The following is a 21,044-nucleotide window of genomic DNA, read 5'->3' as shown; positions in this document are numbered from 1 at the left end:
AATTATTTTTTCCCTACTTTATCTTGTTTATTAACGGTTCGCCAAGCACGCTCCTCTGCCTCACTTTTAGAAATACCTTCTTTACGATATTTTTCTTCGATATGATGGGCTTGACGCTTTTGTTTATCAGTATATTTTGACTTATCTCCTTGTGGCATATTTCCTCCTTAATTAAGTCTTCTTTCAAAGGAATAGGACAAAATCACAAGTACATCAACCCTGAAAAATTAAGATTCTATTTAACTTTATGAATTAAAAAATTTTTTTCTTCATGATTTTTGCAAAAAATTTATTATTAGAGCAGAAAATTCAAATTTTAATCGTTACCAAAAATACTGTTTGTTTTGAGGATAATGATAGAAGAAGACTTAAAATGTTTTTATTTTTTCTATATTTTTTTACTTACTTATGTTGTACTCTAATGCTTCTTAAGGCTCTCAACTCTAAATAAGGACATTTATGAAATCACAATTTCTTTTTCCATTAACATTAAGCGCCATCCTTTTAGCTTCTGGATGCTCAACAAACTCCAATGATGCTTACAACGATCTTCCAGCTAATGTAGTTGTTACTCCGGCTCAAGCAAAGGTTGATGCTAAAATTTTAGGTGGGTTAGTTGTTCTCAATAGGAATGAAATTGCTGCAGCAACTGAAGCTCAAAGAAAAGCAACGAATCCAGCTGTAAAAAATTATGCTGCGTTGATGAATAAGACGCATAGCCAAAACTTGCAAGAGACCCAAAATATAAGCAGAAGAATTGGTGTAATGCCAGAAAATGGCAGTGTTGCTATGATGCTGCAAAGCAAAGGGAAGCAAGAGATGGCCACCTTAAATAGACTGCAAGGTTTGGCTTTTGAGAAGGCTTATATCGCTGCTATGATTAAAGACCACGCTGCAGCATTAGCATTATTAAATCAGAAGTTAATACCTCAAGCTACAAATCCCATGGTGAAAAAGCAATTAATAATAACTCGCGTTCATGTTCAGGAACATCTTGCACAAGCTCAAGCTGTACAAAAAGAACTTACCCATTCCTAAGCATATTACTTGCAGAGGGGAGTGAATACTCCCTTCTGAAGTTTATCCACCAACTGTAATTCATTATTTTTTTCGCTATCGAAGTTTTATTTCATTTTCCAAATTTTTTATCAGATAACTCTAAAAAATATCCATAGAAATGTTCTATACTGCTTATGTATTTTTAAAGAAAGGAACGGTGATGATTTACAGGTTACTTTTTAACTATCTAAGAATAAAAATTTTGCAAATTATTTTAAATAAACTATCACGAAGCAAAATAATTAAATCAAAAAATATGAACATTATTGCTTATTTTATTGATTTAGCCTTTGTATTATTAGATGTCCAAAAAGGCCAAGTCAGAAAAAAATAGAGACTTAGCAAATTATCAAAAAATTATCGCATATGTGGATGTATATTATGCTCAATTTTTCGTTCCTCATTTTTCATAGCAATTTCCATTTCTTGCGCTTTTTCTGATGATAACTCAACTTCAGCATCCTCAAAAATTTGGCTCTCCTCTTCTCTTATATGATGCCTTATGGTAGCAGCCATAGTTGTAAAAAGATGAAACCATCCAGCCCCATTAAGGCTACTGTCAGAGAGTCTTTCAAGCATATGTTCAACTTTTGCATGCTCTTCTTTAGCGTGTTTAATTTCTTCTTCCGTTAAAGAGAAACGCTGCAATGGAGAATAAAATATTTTTTCTTCAGCTTTGCTATGAACAAGAATTTTAGCTTGTAACTTATTAAAAAGATCATTACGTAACTCGATTTGATCGTATTCTAATTTTTCTATTTTTGCTAAAAGCTCTTCCACATTTCTGTGGTCTTTCTTTATAAAGGTATAAATACTCATTTCTCACTCCTTTCACTTATTGTCCTCATAACTTTGCCGTTTCGATCTGAATATTTATAAAAATACTCTTATTATAAAAGTATAGCTAATAACCAATCTAACTCAGATAAAATTTCTTAAATTTCGTCTAATTATGATTATTTAAAGATACCTAAAAAAATACTTTAATTATTTATGCCATACTACTACTAATAATATAAATAAAAAAATCACTCGTCCTATAAATGGAATTTTTATTATTTTAAGGGAATTATCATGAGCTTACTTGGATTACTTTTATTAATTATCATTCTACTCGCTCTTCTACCAAGATGGCCTTATAGCAGGGGTTGGGGCTACTATCCTAGTGGGGCTGTTGGTTTGATTTTGCTAATTTTAATTATTCTACTTTTAACAAGAGGTGGTTTATAGCCAAAAACTATCTCGCAAAATAGAATATCAAACTCCTAAAGATATAGAGAGTTTGATATCCTATTTTTTAGAACATCGACGGCCCTCTGTATGCCCTACAATAACGGTTAAATTATGGGTGATACTCAAAAAATTCTAATTCTAGGTGCCTCGGGATTGGTAGGTTCCCAAGTTGCCACAATACTTGGAAATGGTAATAACCATGATATTTATTGTGGTGCTAGAGATACCAAGACCTTAACACAGCGTTTGCCACAAGTTAAAGTTATTTATTGCAATTTCCTGGAAGATACTTCTATTGATATTTGGCTTCCTCGCCTCAAGGGAATTGATGTAGTCATTAACTGTGTCGGCATTTTTTATCACCGCAACAAAAATGTTATCTGGCAGGTTCATTATGAAACACCTAAGGTTTTATTTGAAGCCGCTAAAAAATCTAAGGTAAAAAAAATTATTCAGCTCTCCGCCTTAGGGATTGAACATTACAATACAGAATATGCTAAAAGCAAAATGGCCGCTGAAAAATTTTTAACATCCTTAAAAATTCAGCATATTATATTGAGGCCCTCGCTAATTTATGGAGCTAACGCTCGGGGAAGCATGGCGCTAATGAAAAGCCTCTCAGCCTTACCCCTCATCCCTTTACCAGGCCATGGAGAACAACTATTTCAACCAATCCACACAACAGACTTAGCAAACGCTATCAAACATATCATTGAGGAAGATTTTTCTGACTCAATGATTTTAGCGGCAGTTTCTTCTGAGACCATTAGTTTAAAAAACATGTTTGCAACCATACGCCAATGGCTAGGTCTTAAACCCCCCTCTTTTGTTTATATTCCTATGCGCCTAATACGAATTCTTGGTCGATTAGGAAGTTTATTTTTTTACCGTACTATCAATACCCCTGCAATTAATATGCTTGAGCAAGGAAATGTAGCCACTTCAGACAACACGAAACAATTCCAAGAAAAAGTGAATTTGGTACCTAAAAATTTCAGAGAAGGCATGCAAAGCTCCCCTTGCAGCATACAAGATTATTGGCATGCCAGATTATTTTTTCTTAGACCCTTGCTTAGAATTACTCTGGCATTGATGTGGCTATTTACGGGGCTTACCAGTCTTGCGCTTTATCCTCACAAAGCCTCTTATTTCTTACTGAATACAGTTGGCATTCCCGCATTGTTGCAACCTGTATTTCTTTACGGTGCCTCTATCCTAGATGGGGCAATCGGCCTAAGCTTATTGATAAATTACAAAACTAAAATAAATTGTATTATTCAGATAATTTTAATCCTCCTCTATACCCTAATTATTTCTTTTAAGCTTCCTTATTTTTGGCTAGATCCTTTTGGACCAATTGTTAAAAATATTCCTTTATTAGTGAGTATTTTAATCCTCTATGTCACGGAGCCTAGACGGTAAATATGGTTTTTTACTCGCAGAAAGTTTGTACTATTATATCCTCATGGAACTCGTGTCAGTATGAAACACGAGAACCAGAGCAGTCTGTCGCGAGTTCTCAAGTGCTAGGTTTGAGGACAAAAACTAATCACATAATTAACTTGATTAATATCCTGACTATTTAATTTCTGACAAGTAAAAGTGCTGCTTGCATCATCATAAGGATAGACATAAGCATTTGAGCAAGCATCTTTTAGCCACTCAAGCTTAGGCTGAGAGACAGTAACCCAATTCTCGGTTTTGATCCCATTACAAGATTGTGTAATGGGAGGCGCTGGTACATTAATGCCCAAGGTATTCCAATCAACACATCCGCAACATGAACCTGAAACCGCACCCGTCGTGTAACAAGAATTTTTGAAAATCCCTGTTGAACAACCATATAACTGTGCCTGGGTGTATTGACTATCTGGGGACGCTAAACGTGCGCTACAGTTAACACCAATGCGGCTATCCTGAAACGTAGCATCCTTTGCACAAAAAGCATCAGCAGTCCAAAATCCTAATGCTTGGCCACAAACGTTTTTTACCACTTTGCCCCCGCTTCCGGGATTAAAAGAAGCACCACAGCTTTTGCCTTGTGTGCAATTGGTATTAAGGCATTCATTTTCGATTGCACTGCTTTGAAATTTGACCCAAAGATAGGCTTTACTGTTGGGAGGATTAAAACTACTCCACTCACAAGCGGCAGATGATTGTGTATTCGTTGAGGCACCTGGTACTCCGCAACGATACGGTTTTGCTCTCCCTCCCCATACACCATTTGCAGGCTTCATACTAATTGGCGTTGTCACCCCATTAATCACAGTGACATCATAAGTATCCACATCAGTATTACCTTGAGCTGTATTACTGTAAACAAGTGGTAATGCACCCAATAATGTAAATTCTGCTGTCGAAACAGGAGCATTAAAACCCGTGGCTACTTTGCAAGCCCCATTATGCCCACTAGCTGCACCACCATTACAATCTCCAGTATCACACCCAGTACTGGTGCAATTGGTACGACCTGCAACCCCCCCGCTCCATTGAGCGTCAATCCCATTATCATAGACAGGGAAACTCACCGTAGCACTGCCATTTTTAGCCAATTGGTAATTACCGCCCGTAGGAACTGGATTTTTCCAAAAACAATGATTTACTCCACTACCAACTGGGACACAAGTCGAGCCTGGGTAGCAATCTGAAGAACGAACAGTATCCTTGCAACTTTGCAAATCCTTGGCAATAACCGGCTTAATGCTATTTGTAGCTCCCCCTGAAATACCCAACCACACAGCATAGTTGCAATAATTTTTAAAGGTAAATGTCCTTGCCGCAGTAGGAATACTTGCGCCTGTAGCAAACTGAAAATTAATGGGTTTACTAACCATAGTTGTACCGCGACCACTGCCATAAGTAAATTGCAAGTGATACGGTGCTATAGGTAGCGCACTATGGCTCGGATATTGGATCCCGGATACCTGTACATTAACATTCACAGTACACACCCCCTTTGGGCCTTGCGGTTGTAAAACACTTTGACAAGTATTGGTGATGCTACTGACAATAATACGACTATTTGGTGTCCTGGAGGCAAATTCGAATTTACTAAGGGTTTGGGATTTGCCAGGAAGATTACTAACGATAGTATATTGTAACTGCACAGGTTGATGATTAGCCCCATAGCTAACCGTCAACTTTTGTGGATAAGTCGCAATAAACAAAGAGGGCCCAGGTTGTGCCCAAGTATTTGAAGAGAAAAGACTAACAACCACGCTAATAAGGGTGACAAAGAATTTCATGCTTTTAATTCCTATTAAGCCCATTGATAAGTAATACCAAGCAATGCTGTATGTAATTTCATTGCAATATCCAGGGGTTGCTGAATGACTACGTCACTATCATACGGTCCCGCATGGATAGTGCCGAAATCAGTAAAATTGTAAGCAAGTGATAACGTCCATTGAGGTGAAAGTTGTGTTTTAACCCCAGCGCCCAAAGTATACACCCACTGATTGTCACTACGGCGTGGAAAGATTAAATTGCCATCAGTAGCTCCAGACCCCAACGTTGGCAATTCACAATATTGACTGCGAATATGAGCATACCCTACCCCTGCTTCTACATAGGGTTGGATGACTTGCAGAGCAGGAAACAGCTCCATTTGGCCATTGACCAATAAACGATCCGTATCCAAAGAGAATTGATAGTCATAATTGACAAACTGCGGCATTCCATAAAGCCAAACCTCACCGCCAGGCTCAGCACTAAAATGAAAATAATTTAGCCCTGCAATAAAACCACCTAACAGGCCATGGGTATTATTTTGATTAAGTAAATTAAACTGCCAACCCAAACCAATGCCAATCGTACCTTCGCTGTCATTATCAGAATGCAAAATATCAGTTTCGCTTTCCGAGATGTGTAGAGGGCCTGGGTCTATATGAGTACGACTAATCCCCCCATACAGACTAGTTTGCAATGCATGAGAGTAAGCCGTCGTTCCCCCCATACTGTAACAGGCAAAACTTACTGCAACCAATCCAATATATCGCTTTATCATCGGCATCCTTGAACCTTGAGTAATTAAGAGTAGAAATTAAAATTAATTAACCGCAATAGATTATCCGCAAAATTAAATTTCAGCTAGTAATAACTTGTTGATTAGAAAAATTTATTTACCTAATTAATTTTCACTGAATAAGAAGCGCACATTCTTTGCTCTAGGGCTGAATAGGTGACCATGAGTTGTCATCCAAAATGTTTATTGTCATTTCTTGATGATAACGCTAGACTTGCCTACGAGAAGTCCCGGTGGCACAGCTGGATAGCGCAGCCCCCTCCTAAGGGGCAGGTCGGAGGTTCAAATCCTCTCCGGGACGCCAATAAAATCAATAGGTTACGATTTTAAATTTGAATTTTTAGTTTGATTTTTCACGTCGGGTATAGCCACAGGTATAGCCAAATCAATTGCTACTCATTCCGGTAAGCCAACAAAAGGTATTCACCAACTTCATTTGCTGCACTGTTTTACAGGGTACTTCCATTAAGTTTGGATTTACCACAACCACTGATAGGCACTGAGCGCGCGAGATGGCTACATTCAACCGATTTTTACTATAGAGAAACTCAATATTGCGCGGTAAATCCTCAGCACTTGAAGTAACCATGGAAACCAAGACAATAGGTGCTTCTTGCCCTTGAAACTTATCCACCGTACCTACTTGTGCACCTTCTGGCAAAATAGAGCGTAAATAATTGACCTGCACGTTATAGGGAGTCACAACGAGGATATCTTTGTAGGTTATTGTACGTGGCTCTTTACCATCTTCTTTAAACTCCTGTTTAAGTAGCTCCTGATAAAGATGTTTAATGATTATCCCTTCTTCAATACTTTTTTGAGAGCATCCTTCATGGTTAGCATCAATCACATGGATTCCTTCTTCAGGTAAAGCAATCCCATTAAATAGTAAAGCTCGATTAGATGTTGATTCATGCGCGTGAAGTCTACCTTCATAGAAAGCGTCTGAAATGAACTGGCAAACGCTTGGACGCATTCTTCGAGTATTATCTAAAAATACACCTTGCTCTGGTGGAATAGTCGCATGATCGCCTAGAAGAAAATCAAGAATCGAAAGACCTGCTTCACCAGGATGAGTTCCTTGTATAGGTTGCCCAAGCTGCATTTGATCGCCGATTAATATAATATTCTTGGCAGCTATTCCCATCGCAACCACATTAGCTACGGCAACCTGACCTGCTTCATCGATAAACAAGTAATCAAGTTGCCCTTTCAAATAGTCATTTGATAAAAACCATGCTGTACCAGCAACAAGATTTTCATTAAGAGTGAGTGCTTCTGTTTTCTCGATGCTTTTTATACATCGTCCTTCATAGTAAGATTCCACACTTCCTTTGCTTGCCTTTTTTGCTCCTTCAAATTGAAATCCCTGCGCTGAAGCAACAGCTTCAATTTTATCCAATAAATTATGAATGGCTTTGTGGGCATTGGCTGCAACACCTATCTTTTTACCACGTCGCATAAGCTCAACGATAATATGGCTACTGGTATACGTTTTTCCAGCTCCAGGTGGGCCTTGGATGAACAGATAACTATTATCCAAATTATTTATTATATCCAGCGTTTCGTTCTGGAGATCAGTTGAGGTGATTAAAGGTGAACCAGCAATTTTTCCACGAATACGAGGTAATGATTTATTTAATATATCTTTAATTGCCTGATAGCAATGAGTGTTTCCTTCAATAATATTATCAGCGACATTGTAAATGGCAGCTCGCATGGTTTTAGCATCAATAGGTCTTCCAGGACCAATTGAAAAACGATCTGGCGGTGGTGCTTGTTTTTTACCTCTCTTAAGCTTAACGACTCCTTCATCTTCATCAATAGCAAAGACAGTTCCAACCGAATCCAAGGTTGAGGTGTCAATTACCCCATCTCCTACTTTTACTTTGTATTCTTGAGCAGGAAAATGATAACTGTAAACAAATGAACTTTTTTCTTCCTCAGGTTCTCCAAATCGAATCAATCCGCCAATACAATCTGTGTCATCAATTAACTCATCTTCAAATTTATCCTGACGTTCAAACATTGCCCAATATTGCGGTTTAGCTTCACGATTATGAAACTCTAATAAATCCAATATCCGCTGTCGTAAAGGGGTATTACCATCATCTGTGTCCACATTCAAAAGAGCATGATATTTTTCATATTCAATTTCCCAATCTTTACGTGCTGATGGTACTGCCGTATCTTCTTGAGTTTGATTTTTAAACCATTCAAGCCCTTCTGGTCTTAATGTGATAAGCCAATCTCGTAAACGTGCAGTTGAGATACAATCTACCTCATTATAATCAGCTATTTCTTGAAGAAGCGCATCATCACCGGACTCACGCCATTGGTTATAAACCACAATACTATCCATAGCAGTGGCAACGGCATTGTCTCTTTTCTCCATATAAAAAGTTTCAAGGTTTTTGATGGAGTAACCAGGCTCAGAGGTACGGATACTTTCGCGCACAACCTTGTATAAATCGACAAACTTCTTCTGACGCAGTAAGTTGTCTACCTGCTCAGTACAAACCCCATATTGGCAAGCCAAGCGCTTTAAAGCAGTGGTTTCATAATGATTGTAATGGTAAATGTGAGCATCTGGATAATGACTTAAATGTTGCGTAAGAAATGCCATGAATAGCTCAAAAGCCAGTTGTTCCTCTTGATGGTTATGCGCCCAAAATGGAAGAAAGGTTTCTTTTCCATCCTTGAGGTAATATATTCCAAACAGGTATTCAAGCCCACCTTGATAAAGAGGATCGCCTTCCATATCAAAAAATAGATCGCCCGTGTCTGGAAGCGGTAAACGTTTAAATCCTTTACCAGGCAGAGACCCAAGGATTTCTAACTTGTTTTGATTCATATTGCGCTTATAGGTCTGCAATATAGCCTGAGAGCGAAGCCTCAAGAAAACGTCTTGATTTAATTCTTCAATCTTACTGTCTACTGGCAAGACTGCTAAATCAGCTACAGTGTTAATACTGGCTTTTAATAGCTTATCAATTTGAGACCGCTGAATATTTGCAATCAAATTTAAATGATCATCATTTTGCCAAAGCTTCGTGCAACGATCACGCCAATGACATAAAAGGCAATGAGCGCAAGACTCTGGATAAGAGCTGGCAGGTGGATTATTTGCATAAGCTTCGAATCGTTGCTTTGCCTTCTTGTAATAATGAAAAAAATCATCCACTTTGAATTCAACATGCGAACCATCGCCAAGAACCAAATGCATTAGTTTAGGGCGTAATCCTTGTACTTTTTCAAGAAGGTCACTGTAGACACATAACTGCATGATGTGTTTTGGCTCGGGCGACCTGCTTAATTTTGTGTCCAGTACTTCATAGCTAAACGCGCCTAATTTAGATGGTGTATTAGTCTTAATTAAAAAATCAGCATCACCATACCATGGGGCATCAGTAAGCCTTGCTTGATAAATAATCTCAGGCCCCGATTGTAATGCATCAGTAGTTTTGCGTGTGCGGACTTCTGAAGGCTGATCTTTAGAGATTTCAAAGATGACTTTAGCATTATCTTTCAGCGATTGAAGGTAATTCTTTTCGTGCTCATATCCCTTGTCTTGTAGTAGCTTATTTGAGGCACTGTCTTCTGCTGGTTTAATCTCGCCACTCAGCCATTTCAAATCAAGGTATGTTGCATGGTGGCAGCCTAAAAACGTGATTAGATCTGAAGGGGAAAATAGCAATTTACCTTTTTCAACTTGTTGCATTAGATACATATCCCATGCAATTTATTAATTCGATTTATTGAGTCATATGCCACTTCATGAAACTCAACCTTTTTTGAATCAACGTACTTTAAATGCCGAACCTTTCTAGCAACAATATAAAACTCATTCAATTCAAACACAATTAAATCAGCGTATGGTTTTTTATATGGTTTGGCAAAATTATCCCTTGTAAACTCACTATTTCTTTGTTGAAAAGAGATCTGTTGATTCACATCAAAATATACTGCTGAAACGTAGAAATTTATGTGATCTTTAATTGCATTCGTGCCTTTTCTACCATCGACGATGTTAATCACTTCTTTCAAATTCAGACTTCTTTCTCCACTGAAAACTGATATGTCAACGCATTTTTCATAAGAAATAAGCCAGCAAGTATGGCATGAAGTTTTATTGTAGGGATTAAAGTTTGCTTTTTTTAGCCTATCCACTTGCTGGTCGATATGAGCTTTATTGCATCCTGAATTACAAAGATAATCGGTGCATAGCTTAGTGAATTGCTCTAAGGTAACAGAGTTGTAGAACGCTAAATTTAAGCAGTGAATTGCTCTCTCTTGATCGCTAGGATGGATAGCAAATAGCTTGTCAACGCCCCCAAACATACCTGGTATAAACTGAATTATTGTATCCATCATTGCCATCTATTAGCTCCATGCCATACTCAATGATTCAGCCTGCCTTAAAACCAATTCAACGGCTTCTTCCTGTTTATCAGGGGGATATTTATACTTACGCAAAATACGTTTAACCATCAAACGCAATTTAGCTCTCACGCTCTCCCGTACAGACCAGTCCACACTCACATTCCGACGCAGATTTTCTGTGAGTTCATGCGCTATTTTCTTAAGTGTTTCATCGCCTAGCTCTTTTACTGATGTTTCATTATTAGCCAAGGCATCGTAAAAAGCCAACTCGTCCTCATTAAGACCTAATTCTTCACCACGATTAACTGCCTCTTTGAATTTTTTGGCCATATCACATAGTTCTTCCATCACCTGAGCTGTTTCAATAGCACGGTTTTGATAGCGTTTTATGGTATTAACCAATAAGTCTGAGAATTTTTTCTCCTGTATAACGTTCGTTGCAAAACGTGTTCTAATTTCACCTTCAAGCAATCGCTCCAGCAGCTCAACTGCCAAGTTTCTCTCGGGCAATTCTCGCACTTCAGCAAGAAACTCTTCATCAAGAATACCTATATTCGGCTTATCCAAACCCACAGCATCAAAGATATCGACCACCTCATCAGAGACCACAGCAGAACTTATTATTTGCCGGATAGCTAGTTCTCGTTCTTCATTGGTACGTTTTTTAGCTGTAAAATCACGTTTAGTCAGAATTACTTTTACAGCCTGCATAAAGGCTACTTCTTCACGAACAGCTCGCGCTTCATCCAAGGTGCAGCAGAGGCTAAAGGCTTTCGACATAGCCAGTGCTGTATCGGCAAAGCGTTTTTTACCATCATCCACACCCAACACATGGTTAGCAGCTTTTGCAAGGAGGCTATGACCACTGGTTAGAAAACTACTGTAATTAAATCCGTGTAGTATTGAACGCAGTACATCCAATTTTTCCTCTAATAAGGCATAGGCTTCATAAGCGTCAACAGTTGGTCTGCCGTGACCATTGCTCGCTGTATAATCTTTCAGGGCTTTTTTCAGATCATTTGCGATGCCGATATAATCAACTACCAAACCGCCTTGCTTGTCTCCAAACACACGATTCACCCGGGCAATGGCTTGCATAAGGTTGTGGCCTTTCATTGGTTTATCAATGTATAAGGTATGGGCGCAAGGCACATCAAAACCAGTTAGCCACATATCGCGGACAATGACCAAGCGTAGCTCATCATCTGGCTTCTTAAAGCGTTTCTCCAGGTCTTTGCGTACTTGTTTAGAATAAACATGAGGACGCAATAAAGCTTTATCGCTAGGAGTACCTGTCATAACGACTTTTACTACTCCTTTAGCTGGATCGTCGCTATGCCATTCTGGGCGTAGCGCAATAATCTCATTATAAAGGTGAACACAAATATCTCTGCTCATACCCACAATCATGGCTTTGCCATTTTGTGCTTTGTTCCGCTCTTCGAAGTGATTAATTAAATCAGCAGCTACTTGTTTAATCCGAGGCTCAGCACCGACCACCTTTTCTAGAGCAGCCCAACGTGATTTCAGTTTGGCTTGCTCGCTATCCTCTTCATCCTCTGCTAACTCATCAATATCATCATCGAGTCTTGGGATTTGATCTGAATTTAAAGATAGCTTGGCAAGCCGTGATTCATAATAAATAGCAACTGTTGCCCCATCCTCTTTAGCTTGCTGCATGTCATAGATATGGATGTAATCACCAAACACCGCTCGAGTATCGCGATCTTCGCTTGAAACAGGGGTTCCGGTAAAAGCAACAAAGGTGGCATTGGGCAAAGCATCGCGTAAATGCTGGGCGTATCCCACATTATACTTCTCTTGACCAGATTTACCTTTAAGCTCTGCTGTAAAACCATATTGAGTCCGATGTGCCTCATCAGCGATGACAACAATATTACGTCTATCCGATAAGACAGGAAAAACATCTTCATCTTCACCCAGCATGAATTTTTGAATAGTGGCAAACACAATTCCACCCGATGGGCGATTGCTTAATTTTGCTCTCAAATCCTGCCGTGATTCAGCTTGAACAGGCTGTTCACGCAGCAAGTCTTGACCAAGAGAAAATACGCCGAATAACTGACCATCTAAATCATTGCGATCAGTAATAACAACAATAGTAGGATTTTCCATCGCCACTTCGCGCATCACTCGTGCTGCGAAGCAAGTCATGGTAATACTTTTACCACTTCCTTGAGTATGCCAAACAACCCCACCTTTTTTATTGCCATCTGGTCGAGAGGCAGTAATCACTTGTTGGATAGCAGCACGTACCGCATGGAATTGATGGTATCCTGCAATTTTTTTGACAAGCTCACCATCATCTTCAAACAGAATGAAGAATCGCAAGTAATCTAAAAAATAAGCTGGAGCAAGTATACCTCTTGTTAACGTTTCAAGCTCACCAAATTGGCCTAGCGGGTCAAGGGTCACTCCGTCAATAGTGCGCCATGACATAAAACGCTCCATATTGGCAGAGAGTGAGCCCATACGTGCTTCACTGCCATCTGAAATAATTAAAATCTCATTGTATTGAAAGATGTCTGGAATTTGTTCTTTGTAGGTTTGGATTTGATTAAACGCCTTTCCTATGTCCGCGTTTAAATCAGCCGAATTTTTTAATTCGACTAACACTAACGGCAACCCATTAATGAACAAAAGGATATCTGGACGCCGAGTGTGTTTTTCACCTTTGATAGAGAATTGATTAACAGCTAACCACTCGTTATTTGATGGTGTTTCAAAATCAATTAAACGAACAAAATCCCCTCGAGTTTCACCGTCCTTCTGATACTGTACTGGAACACCATTTACTAAAAAATGATGGAAGCGACGATTGGCTGATAATAGAATGGGCGTGTTTAAATCACGCACTTGTTGTAAGGCATCTTCTCGAGCTGACGAGGGAATTTCAGGATTGAGTTGGTTGATAGCCCTTCGCAAGCGCTCTATTAGCAATATATCTTGATAGTTGCTGCGTTCTGGTGCCTCGCCATCACAAGCAATGGTAGGGCCATAAACATAATTATAGCCGATTTCAGTTAGCCAGGTTAGCATCTCTTGTTCGAGCTTGTCTTCAGTCATCACTTGTATTTACTCCCCAGATCTTTGCAATGCTTCCTAACTATATCGACCCATGCATCGTAATAGTGCCATTGCTTATTTGCCACCATTGTCCCAAATCCTTTTGCTGGGTTCTTAGCATCAAATTTCTTCCACAAATCAGTATGATTATTAATTTTGAATTTCGAGTAACCTTCATTTTTCATTAATGCTACAATTTGAGCCGGTAAGTACTTTGTTTTTTCGGTTTCTTTGATGGCTGCATATTCTTTATTAACGTTTTTAGCCAAAGAGGAATCACTTTTGACAAACTCTATTAAACGATCGGCCTGTCCCTTTCTATTGACCAGCTTAGTAACAAAGATAATCCTGTATGCGTATTGTTGACTAGAAAATTCTTCCAATGAAAGCAACTCATCAAAGTTAGCAATATAAGAAAGAATATGTTTTGGTAAGCTTCTTTGCTCTTTAAGCAAATCTATATGTTCTTGACCAATAGAGGAGAATTGAAGACTAAATGAAAGATGATGCTCTATTCCTAATTTATCTCCAAAGAATTGTTTCAGATACTTATTATAATTAAGACAACAAGCTTGAAGCCTGGCACTAAGCAAGTCGTCTATGCGCGATGTCATGCGATGCTCTATTTCATGGCGAAGACCGATCAGAAATTTAAGGTTATTAGTGGTATCTTTATCTACAGGAGAATATTTTTCATTAAGACAACATTCGAGTTCCCAATATTTATCAGCACCATGCTTTGTTTTTTCAAACTGTCGTCTTTTACCTGACTCTTTATGATAGCGATATTCAATGCCTTTACCTCTATAATATGCATGCAAAAGATATGTCCAACCTATAATCATTAAAATGATATACGATTCAGATTTAAAACTAATATTAGGGTTGTTGAATATCTGTACAGCTGCTAGTACAGCCTCTCTCGATTTTTTTACAAGCTCTGATTTAATTGAGCTAACTTTACGATCCCTAGTTTTGCTCATGCTTCATACACCTTCATTTCTTCTTTAGCTAAGGATACTTGTCCCGAAATTAACTGAGGCAATAATATATTACGCTGAGAGGCAAGAAACTTTGCCTGCCTAGAATTTGATGAGATTTTTTGCTGGATTGAAGACACAATAGATCCAAAAAGTTCTAAAACACGATAATCTGGAACTACTATTGAATAACGGCCAAGAACATTATTTTGTATTCGTTGTCGTCCACTAGTACCCGACATGTTTTGAATTGCAAATTCTCGAAATGCACTATGACGAGCCAGTAAATATCCATGATATAGCGGAATAGGCTCCTTAGGTCGCAACACTACAAACTCAGTTGAACCCCAGCCAACCTGATTATCATCTAAAAAATCAACAAAAGCAGTTTTACCATTTTCTAAACAAGGTGTAATACGCGCGAGAAGAGTATCTCCATTAATAAACTTTGTACCAGACCCCATTTCACGCATGGTAATCTTGTCTGCATGATGCCCCCTTATCGGTACATTTGCCATATCTAAATAGGGCGCTAATTCACCTTTTTTTAATTTTCTAATTGGATTGATCTGATAAGCATTATCTAAATTTGTTACATGCCAGCCCTTGGGTATCAATCCTAAACTCGACGCCTCAAAACCATCAGGAAAAAGTGCTGCTGTTTCTGCATCCATTCTTTCAGGTTCACGGCCTTCTGCTTTTGCGTGTACGGGGTCGAAATCGATAAACCATGATTTGAAAAGGGCTTGGGCGATGGATTCTAGGGTTACGTTAGTCTCACGAAGTAAAGCAATACGCTAAGAAAGTGTAAAATAACAATCTCCTATATAAATTTGATCGGATTTTGGTAGGATTGGAATTTTTAGCTTATCAAAATCCCCTTTTTTGAAGTGAGGAATCATAGTCCCAACATGCATATTATTAATCTGAGATTGCACAATTGAAGATCTAAGCACAGCAAAAAGATATCTAGGGTAAATTTTTGTTGCATCAGGGCGCACCGCCACCATATCTTGTGCAATGCAAAAATCAACGGGATCTGGGACCCAGTTTGTTCTACCTGCGCTTCCTTTACAAACAAACAATATATCACCAGGTTCTGGATGCCCACGAAACCAATTTTTATACGTTTCTTCACAAACATATCGATTAGTGTCATATGAAGGATATAAATCAACCCCATTGATACAGTTAGTGGCTATAAGGGGCAATCCATTATCACTAATAGGACATGTTTTTCCTCTATTATCAACAATTGTTAATAATAACTCTGTAAAAGGTTTCCATTCAAAATTCATCATCTACCGCCACTTATGATTCTAAAGATCATTGACATCCCCACCAAATTCAGCCTCAATCTCTTCCACTGTAGGCAAGCTAGATTTAAGCTCTTCAGGCAACGATTGAGTAATCTGGTACTCAGATACTCCTATAGGCTTATTAACATCACTGAGGGCATATTCTACGACCAATTTATCATGACTTTTACAGAGCAGAAGGCCAATCGTGGGCTCATCACCTTGGCGCCGTAATTGGGCATCTACCGCTTTGATATAAAAATTCAACTTGCCCACATGCTCAGGCTCAAAGTCTACATTTTTTAATTCGACGACTAGATAACAGTGAAGCCGGGTGTGATAGAACAATAAATCAATAAAAAACTCACGTTCACCAACCTGGAGAGGTACTTGTCGGCCAATGTAGGCGAAGCCTGCACCGAGCTCTAAAAGAAATTGGGTAATGTGCTCAATCAATCCTTGCTCTAAATCTCTTTCATCATAGTCTTTGGTTAGACGTAAGAAATCAAAGACGTAAGGGTCTTTCAAGGTTTGATGCGCTAAATCAGACTGAGGGGATGGGAGCGCTTTAGTGAAGTTAGATAGTGCCTTGCCTTCACGTTGCCAAAGATTGCTTTCAATTTGATGCGTTAGAACACTTCGGCTCCAGCCATACTCAATTGTGTTTCTAATGTAATAAAGCCCTTCCTCAGAGTTTTTGCATTTATTAATAATGACTTGATTATGGCCCCAAGGGATTTGGGTTAATTCGGCAACAGCTTGTTGCCAATTTGTAGAACTCTCAATCCAGAACTGCACCCATTGACGAATAAGTCTAAGATTTCGCTCTGAAAATCCTTTCATATCGGGGAATTCGCTCATCAAATCTTGGCTTAATTGCTTAAGAAGCCCTTCACCCCAAGCCGTAATTTTCTGTTTTTCGATGATATCTGTTCCAAGTTCCCAATAGAACATTAATAGCTGCTGATTAACAGTAACAGCGGCTTTAAGCTGCGCTTGCTTGAGCTTAGCTCTTAAATCAATGACCCATTTTTTGTACTCAACATTATGAGCTATATTCTTCTGTGCATTCATGATTTAAATCTCAAATCCAAGCATGGCTAAATTGTTACGAATAATAACGTCTAATTCGGCTCCCTTTGCCATTTGCTCGCCTAATTTTTCTGTTAGATGCTGCATTTTTTCCGTGAAGCTTTCGTCATCATCTTCAACCGCTTCAGCCCCTACATAACGGCCAGGTGTTAATACATGCCCATGTTCTGCAATTTCAGCCAATGTAACACTTCGGCAAAAACCTGGAACATCAGCATACACAGCTGTGGTTTCGCCATCCGCTCGCCAGGCATGCACAACATCTGCAATTTTCTGGATGTCAGTATCAGTGAGTTCAAGTTGTGAGCGACTAATCATCGTTCCCAGTTTACGAGCATCGATAAATAATACCTCGCCTTTACGGATTGATTTCTGTTTGGTAAGAAACCATAAACAGGCAGGAATTTGGGTGTTAAAGAATAGCTGGCCTGGTAAAGCAATCATGCATTCCACCACGTCTGCTTCTACCATTTTGCGGCGAATATCACCTTCGCTGTTCTGGCTTGAGCTCATGGAACCATTTGCTAATACGATACCGGCTCGACCATTAGGTTTCAGGTGATATAGCATATGTTGTAGCCAAGCATAGTTTGCGTTACCTTGTGGGGGTGTACCATATACCCAGCGCGGGTCACTCTCTAAACTACCATGCCACCAATCGGAAATATTAAATGGTGGGTTAGCTAAGACAAAGTCCGCACGTAAATCTGGGTGTTGGTTTTTAGTAAAGGAATCACCAGGCTCTTTGCCAAAGTTAAAATCGATGCCGCGAATGGCAAGGTTCATTGCAGCTAGACGCCAAGTAGTTGGGTTTGATTCTTGCCCATAAATAGAGACATCGCCTATTTTGCCACCGTGAGCTTCAATGAATTTTTCAGACTGAACAAACATACCACCCGAACCACAGCATGGGTCATATACTTTGCCTTCGTGGGGTGCTAAGACAGCAACCAGTGTACGTACTATGCTTGCAGGAGTGTAGAATTGCCCACCTTTTTTACCTTCCGCACTAGCAAATTGGCCAAGGAAATATTCGTACACTTGCCCCAGTAAATCCTTTGCATTTTGGTTGGCTGCGCCAAAGCCGATGGAAGAGATGACATCAACTAATTCCCCTAACTTGCCATCGGGTAATTGCGCACGGGCATAGCGTTTATCCAGTATTCCTTTAAGCTTGGGATTATCTGCCTCTATCAATGACAGCGCATCATCAATTAACTTGCCAATATCGGCCTGTTTAGCCCGTGCACGAATACTTTCCCAACGAGCGGCTGCTGGAACCCAGAAGGCATTGACCACTTTGTAATAGTCACGGTCTTCTAATTCTTCAGCAAGCATTTCTGCATCAGCATCAGGAAGAAAATACTCATCGCTTGAGTCCATGAAGCGCTTGTTTAACTCTTGACGGCGCATTTCAAACGCATCAGAGATGTACTTTAAAAAGATTAACCCAAGCACTATATGCTTATATTCGGCTGCATCCATATTGGCACGCAGCTTGTCAGCAGTAGACCATAGCTTTTTTTTGATATCTTCTAACATAAAAATCTCTATTCTGTTTCGGTAGATTGTTCTGCTGCATTTCCAGAAATGACCCATGCATCAATTTCACTGGATTTAAAGCGCCATTGTTTACCTACTCTATGCGCTGGAATTTTTCCCTTTTCCAGCCAGCGATAGATGGTTACCGATGAAACATCCAGGTATTCAGCAACACCTTCTACTGAAATCCATTTGTCTAATGTTGATTCCAAGATAGCCCCTCTCATCAGTCAAGAAATAATGCCAATGATTATCAAAGATAAAGAATGAAAGATCAAGTTGCATCCAATGTACAATTGAGCAAATTTAATACATGGAAAACTTCCAATTATTTCTCATCTTAATACGGGGAATATTTAGGATTATTTTTAAGAATCAATCGCTGGATTTAGAGGAATCTTTTAAGGAATGACCAGCTTGGGACTTGATGCGTTGAGAGGCTGTAATAATTCAAATAAAGCGAAAACGTTCTTTTATTTCTCAACAATATCTGCCTATTAAAGTTATTTCTTGACTTAAATGCTTTAAAGTTATTAACATTGAAAAAATACAATACAAAAATTCAATTTTTAAGGAGAGTAAATGCTGGCTTTTGTTAACAAATCATCAAGTTATTTTTGGAATAAGATTCCAGAAAGTGTACAGTCTTTCTTATTAAATAACGGCATAACTATCTCAAATCATATTTGGATTAGACTTCCAGAAAATGTTCAGTCATATATATTCAAGAAAGCTATGTCTATGACTCCTCCGGTGGCATTGAGTCAAGATGAAAAAAATGAAATAGATAATTTCCTGGATAGGTTTTTTAACGAGGAACTTACAACATCCAATCCTGTATCCCTCCTACCGCATTCTGAAACAACCCTACCCTCAGAAGCAAATCAACCTGATGAAGATAAAAATGAAGGGTTGCATTTATCGGTTACAAATCAATTCTCCTAGTCCCTTCACGGTTTATCGTATAAGATTGATTCAAATCCATAAGAAATAGTCTCGGCTTCTTAAAAAGTTTGGGGCTTCATATGTAGCTCTTCAAACATTTTATGATCATCTAAGTGATGATGGTATTTCACTTTTTGAAGGAGAAACTCGCCATTATGAAAAATTTAAAATCTCGAGCAGAAAAAATTATATTTGCTCAAAATAGAATTAATGGATATCGATCTGAAAAAAGCTTTATTCATCCCAGTGTTAGCATTCCCAACCATGTCATTATTGGAAAAAATGTAATTATTCATGAAAATTGTACTTTAGGTACAGAATACAAGCAGGCACTAATATCAGCCGATGATTTACTGGTGATACTGTTATAGGGAGAGGCACTAAATCGCGCATTGCCACATATCCCAGAAGTTACCATTGGGAAAAATTGTATAGTATGCGCTCATGTTGTTATCAGTGGATTTGTCAATATAGGAGACCAGGTTTGGTTAGGTCCAAATTCCAGTTTGAAGGAACTCATTAAAATTGGTAACCAAGCCTGTGTAGGTATAGGCAGTAATATAATCCGTGATATAAAGCCTGCACACGTTGTTGCTGGAAATCCTGCCAGGATTCTGCAAGATAATAATCCCCCACACTTAGAACCTTTGTTTGGGGAAATTCAGGAAAAGTAAATTTTTAAGTAGCTAGGCAGTCCCAATTACAAAATTAAATGAAACTGCGCTTCAGGGTTGATGCCACTAAAAAATAGCAAAATTTGCAGGACGCCATCACATTAGTAGCTATCCATTTTAAAACGTTCAGCTAATTCTCGCTGAGGGCGCTCAAATTCGTATTTCGCGACTTCTAATTTCTTTTGTAACTCACTCGCTATAAATTCACCGCTAATATTTTTTATGGAGTTTGAAGGGCATGCCTTGATAATTTCCAAAATAGAACTTGGTAAATTTAACCCGTAATAGTGGTAACTATTCTCTAATTTGTTAAGCTCGCAATTAGACATTACCAAGTTAGTGGCCCCATTTGTAGTAGTTAGAATACTAATTGTTGTACAGCCGCGCGAAGAGCTTGGTCGAAAAACTATTCCTTGCAACGCTTTATCTTCTTGTAATTTAGCTACGACATTATCTCTGTTTATATCTGCACGGTAATTAGAATGAATAAGGAAGCTCCACGGAACATCGTAGGGACTTGGTATTGAACCTAAACCTGTTTTCGTCAACCGAAAGAGCTCTTCCTGGCTAATTTCATTATCTTCACCAATTTCTGATTTTGAACGCATAATATTTGCCTCATTTAAATAACCTAATTATATTTCTTTATACTTAAGGAAAAATTAGGAATATTTTCTAGCACAATGGTTTAGAAATAACTTGTATTGCCTTATTTCGCGAGTTTGAT

19 protein-coding genes and 1 tRNA gene are annotated in these 21,044 nt (G+C 38.7%); 6 read left to right on the top strand and 14 right to left on the bottom strand.

Annotated features, from left to right (window positions below; translation table 11 throughout):
* Positions 1 to 2: 2 nt before the first annotated feature.
* Positions 3 to 158 (bottom strand): hypothetical protein, encoded by a 156-nt coding sequence (locus tag Lbru_RS17505; RefSeq protein WP_058442278.1) that lies wholly within the window; start codon positions 156 to 158, stop codon positions 3 to 5.
* Positions 159 to 459: 301 nt separating this feature from the next.
* On the opposite strand from Lbru_RS17505, the gene Lbru_RS11470 reads away from it, so the two are divergent.
* A complete protein-coding gene (locus Lbru_RS11470) occupies positions 460 to 1,038 on the top strand; it encodes a DUF4142 domain-containing protein (RefSeq protein WP_058442276.1) in 579 nt (192 codons plus the stop codon).
* A gap of 378 nt (positions 1,039 to 1,416) precedes the next feature.
* Here the strand turns inward: Lbru_RS11470 and Lbru_RS11465 are convergent, their stop codons facing one another.
* A complete protein-coding gene (locus tag Lbru_RS11465; protein WP_058442275.1) occupies positions 1,417 to 1,878 on the bottom strand; it encodes a hemerythrin domain-containing protein in 462 nt (153 codons plus the stop codon).
* Between the two features lie 255 nt (positions 1,879 to 2,133).
* On the opposite strand from Lbru_RS11465, the gene Lbru_RS16920 reads away from it, so the two are divergent.
* Complete coding sequence (locus Lbru_RS16920; RefSeq protein WP_083500908.1) at positions 2,134 to 2,289, top strand: DUF3309 family protein; 156 nt, start codon at positions 2,134 to 2,136, stop codon at positions 2,287 to 2,289.
* Between the two features lie 114 nt (positions 2,290 to 2,403).
* Complete coding sequence (locus Lbru_RS11460; protein ID WP_058442274.1) at positions 2,404 to 3,714, top strand: SDR family oxidoreductase; 1,311 nt, start codon at positions 2,404 to 2,406, stop codon at positions 3,712 to 3,714.
* Between the two features lie 104 nt (positions 3,715 to 3,818).
* On the opposite strand, the gene Lbru_RS11455 is transcribed toward Lbru_RS11460, so the two are convergent.
* Both Lbru_RS11455 and Lbru_RS11450 read right to left on the bottom strand, forming a co-directional pair.
* Positions 3,819 to 5,537: a thaumatin family protein gene (locus Lbru_RS11455; RefSeq protein WP_058442273.1), complete on the bottom strand. Its 1,719-nt coding sequence runs from the start codon at positions 5,535 to 5,537 to the stop codon at positions 3,819 to 3,821.
* 14 nt (positions 5,538 to 5,551) lie between these two features.
* Entirely contained in the window at positions 5,552 to 6,298 is a 747-nt protein-coding gene (locus Lbru_RS11450) for an outer membrane protein (RefSeq protein ID WP_058442272.1), read from the bottom strand.
* 245 nt (positions 6,299 to 6,543) lie between these two features.
* Between Lbru_RS11450 and Lbru_RS11445 the strand changes: the two genes are divergently transcribed.
* Positions 6,544 to 6,620, top strand: a tRNA-Arg gene (locus Lbru_RS11445).
* An 81-nt stretch (positions 6,621 to 6,701) separates the two neighbouring features.
* On the opposite strand, the gene Lbru_RS11440 is transcribed toward Lbru_RS11445, so the two are convergent.
* The 9 genes from Lbru_RS11440 to Lbru_RS11400 form a co-directional block, all read right to left on the bottom strand.
* Entirely contained in the window at positions 6,702 to 10,037 is a 3,336-nt protein-coding gene (locus tag Lbru_RS11440; protein ID WP_058442271.1) for a TM0106 family RecB-like putative nuclease, read from the bottom strand.
* The gene (locus Lbru_RS11435; protein ID WP_058442270.1) at positions 10,037 to 10,696 is read right to left on the bottom strand and encodes a hypothetical protein; all 660 of its coding nucleotides are present in this window, start codon (positions 10,694 to 10,696) and stop codon (positions 10,037 to 10,039) included. Before Lbru_RS11435 ends, Lbru_RS11440 begins: the two co-directional genes overlap by 1 nt.
* Positions 10,697 to 10,699: 3 nt before the next feature.
* Entirely contained in the window at positions 10,700 to 13,786 is a 3,087-nt protein-coding gene (locus tag Lbru_RS11430; protein ID WP_058442269.1) for a type I restriction endonuclease subunit R, read from the bottom strand.
* The gene (locus Lbru_RS11425; protein WP_058442268.1) at positions 13,786 to 14,769 is read right to left on the bottom strand and encodes a DUF3644 domain-containing protein; all 984 of its coding nucleotides are present in this window, start codon (positions 14,767 to 14,769) and stop codon (positions 13,786 to 13,788) included. Before Lbru_RS11425 ends, Lbru_RS11430 begins: the two co-directional genes overlap by 1 nt.
* A complete protein-coding gene (locus tag Lbru_RS11420) occupies positions 14,766 to 15,440 on the bottom strand; it encodes a restriction endonuclease subunit S (RefSeq protein WP_058442267.1) in 675 nt (224 codons plus the stop codon). The genes Lbru_RS11425 and Lbru_RS11420 overlap by 4 nt, the downstream gene beginning before the upstream one ends.
* Positions 15,441 to 15,563: 123 nt before the next feature.
* Positions 15,564 to 16,067 carry a restriction endonuclease subunit S gene (locus Lbru_RS11415; protein WP_083500905.1) on the bottom strand — a complete coding sequence of 168 codons (504 nt, stop codon included), beginning with the start codon at positions 16,065 to 16,067 and terminating at the stop codon, positions 15,564 to 15,566.
* 18 nt (positions 16,068 to 16,085) lie between these two features.
* Positions 16,086 to 17,138 (bottom strand): PDDEXK nuclease domain-containing protein, encoded by a 1,053-nt coding sequence (locus Lbru_RS11410; protein ID WP_058442265.1) that lies wholly within the window; start codon positions 17,136 to 17,138, stop codon positions 16,086 to 16,088.
* 3 nt (positions 17,139 to 17,141) lie between these two features.
* The gene (locus Lbru_RS11405) at positions 17,142 to 18,698 is read right to left on the bottom strand and encodes a class I SAM-dependent DNA methyltransferase (protein WP_058442264.1); all 1,557 of its coding nucleotides are present in this window, start codon (positions 18,696 to 18,698) and stop codon (positions 17,142 to 17,144) included.
* Between the two features lie 8 nt (positions 18,699 to 18,706).
* Entirely contained in the window at positions 18,707 to 18,910 is a 204-nt protein-coding gene (locus Lbru_RS11400) for a helix-turn-helix domain-containing protein (protein ID WP_338011173.1), read from the bottom strand.
* 370 nt (positions 18,911 to 19,280) lie between these two features.
* Between Lbru_RS11400 and Lbru_RS11395 the strand changes: the two genes are divergently transcribed.
* Positions 19,281 to 19,643, top strand: a complete 363-nt coding sequence (locus Lbru_RS11395; protein WP_058442262.1) for a hypothetical protein — start codon at positions 19,281 to 19,283, stop codon at positions 19,641 to 19,643.
* Positions 19,644 to 19,798: 155 nt separating this feature from the next.
* Entirely contained in the window at positions 19,799 to 20,014 is a 216-nt protein-coding gene (locus Lbru_RS11390) for a hypothetical protein (protein ID WP_058442261.1), read from the top strand.
* A 404-nt stretch (positions 20,015 to 20,418) separates the two neighbouring features.
* Here the strand turns inward: Lbru_RS11390 and Lbru_RS11380 are convergent, their stop codons facing one another.
* The gene (locus Lbru_RS11380; protein WP_058442259.1) at positions 20,419 to 20,925 is read right to left on the bottom strand and encodes a hypothetical protein; all 507 of its coding nucleotides are present in this window, start codon (positions 20,923 to 20,925) and stop codon (positions 20,419 to 20,421) included.
* Positions 20,926 to 21,044 lie beyond the last annotated feature (119 nt).

The sequence above is a fragment of the Legionella brunensis genome, from assembly GCF_001467025.1.
Taxonomy (GTDB): domain Bacteria; phylum Pseudomonadota; class Gammaproteobacteria; order Legionellales; family Legionellaceae; genus Tatlockia; species Tatlockia brunensis.
Note: the sequence above shows the minus strand (reverse complement) of the source record. Positions and strands in the feature narration are given on the sequence as shown.

What these genes read in the sequence shown, in the direction of transcription:
- Lbru_RS17505 (WP_058442278.1), bottom strand. Translation starts at nt 158, where the DNA reads ATGCCACAAGGAGATAAGTCAAAATATACTGATAAACAAAAGCGTCAA.
- Lbru_RS11470 (WP_058442276.1), top strand. Translation starts at nt 460, where the DNA reads ATGAAATCACAATTTCTTTTTCCATTAACATTAAGCGCCATCCTTTTA.
- Lbru_RS11465 (WP_058442275.1), bottom strand. Translation starts at nt 1,878, where the DNA reads ATGAGTATTTATACCTTTATAAAGAAAGACCACAGAAATGTGGAAGAG.
- Lbru_RS16920 (WP_083500908.1), top strand. Translation starts at nt 2,134, where the DNA reads ATGAGCTTACTTGGATTACTTTTATTAATTATCATTCTACTCGCTCTT.
- Lbru_RS11460 (WP_058442274.1), top strand. Translation starts at nt 2,404, where the DNA reads ATGGGTGATACTCAAAAAATTCTAATTCTAGGTGCCTCGGGATTGGTA.
- Lbru_RS11455 (WP_058442273.1), bottom strand. Translation starts at nt 5,537, where the DNA reads ATGAAATTCTTTGTCACCCTTATTAGCGTGGTTGTTAGTCTTTTCTCT.
- Lbru_RS11450 (WP_058442272.1), bottom strand. Translation starts at nt 6,298, where the DNA reads ATGATAAAGCGATATATTGGATTGGTTGCAGTAAGTTTTGCCTGTTAC.
- Lbru_RS11440 (WP_058442271.1), bottom strand. Translation starts at nt 10,037, where the DNA reads ATGCAACAAGTTGAAAAAGGTAAATTGCTATTTTCCCCTTCAGATCTA.
- Lbru_RS11435 (WP_058442270.1), bottom strand. Translation starts at nt 10,696, where the DNA reads ATGGCAATGATGGATACAATAATTCAGTTTATACCAGGTATGTTTGGG.
- Lbru_RS11430 (WP_058442269.1), bottom strand. Translation starts at nt 13,786, where the DNA reads ATGACTGAAGACAAGCTCGAACAAGAGATGCTAACCTGGCTAACTGAA.
- Lbru_RS11425 (WP_058442268.1), bottom strand. Translation starts at nt 14,769, where the DNA reads ATGAGCAAAACTAGGGATCGTAAAGTTAGCTCAATTAAATCAGAGCTT.
- Lbru_RS11420 (WP_058442267.1), bottom strand. Translation starts at nt 15,440, where the DNA reads ATGGATGCAGAAACAGCAGCACTTTTTCCTGATGGTTTTGAGGCGTCG.
- Lbru_RS11415 (WP_083500905.1), bottom strand. Translation starts at nt 16,067, where the DNA reads ATGATGAATTTTGAATGGAAACCTTTTACAGAGTTATTATTAACAATT.
- Lbru_RS11410 (WP_058442265.1), bottom strand. Translation starts at nt 17,138, where the DNA reads ATGAATGCACAGAAGAATATAGCTCATAATGTTGAGTACAAAAAATGG.
- Lbru_RS11405 (WP_058442264.1), bottom strand. Translation starts at nt 18,698, where the DNA reads ATGTTAGAAGATATCAAAAAAAAGCTATGGTCTACTGCTGACAAGCTG.
- Lbru_RS11395 (WP_058442262.1), top strand. Translation starts at nt 19,281, where the DNA reads ATGCTGGCTTTTGTTAACAAATCATCAAGTTATTTTTGGAATAAGATT.
- Lbru_RS11390 (WP_058442261.1), top strand. Translation starts at nt 19,799, where the DNA reads ATGAAAAATTTAAAATCTCGAGCAGAAAAAATTATATTTGCTCAAAAT.
- Lbru_RS11380 (WP_058442259.1), bottom strand. Translation starts at nt 20,925, where the DNA reads ATGCGTTCAAAATCAGAAATTGGTGAAGATAATGAAATTAGCCAGGAA.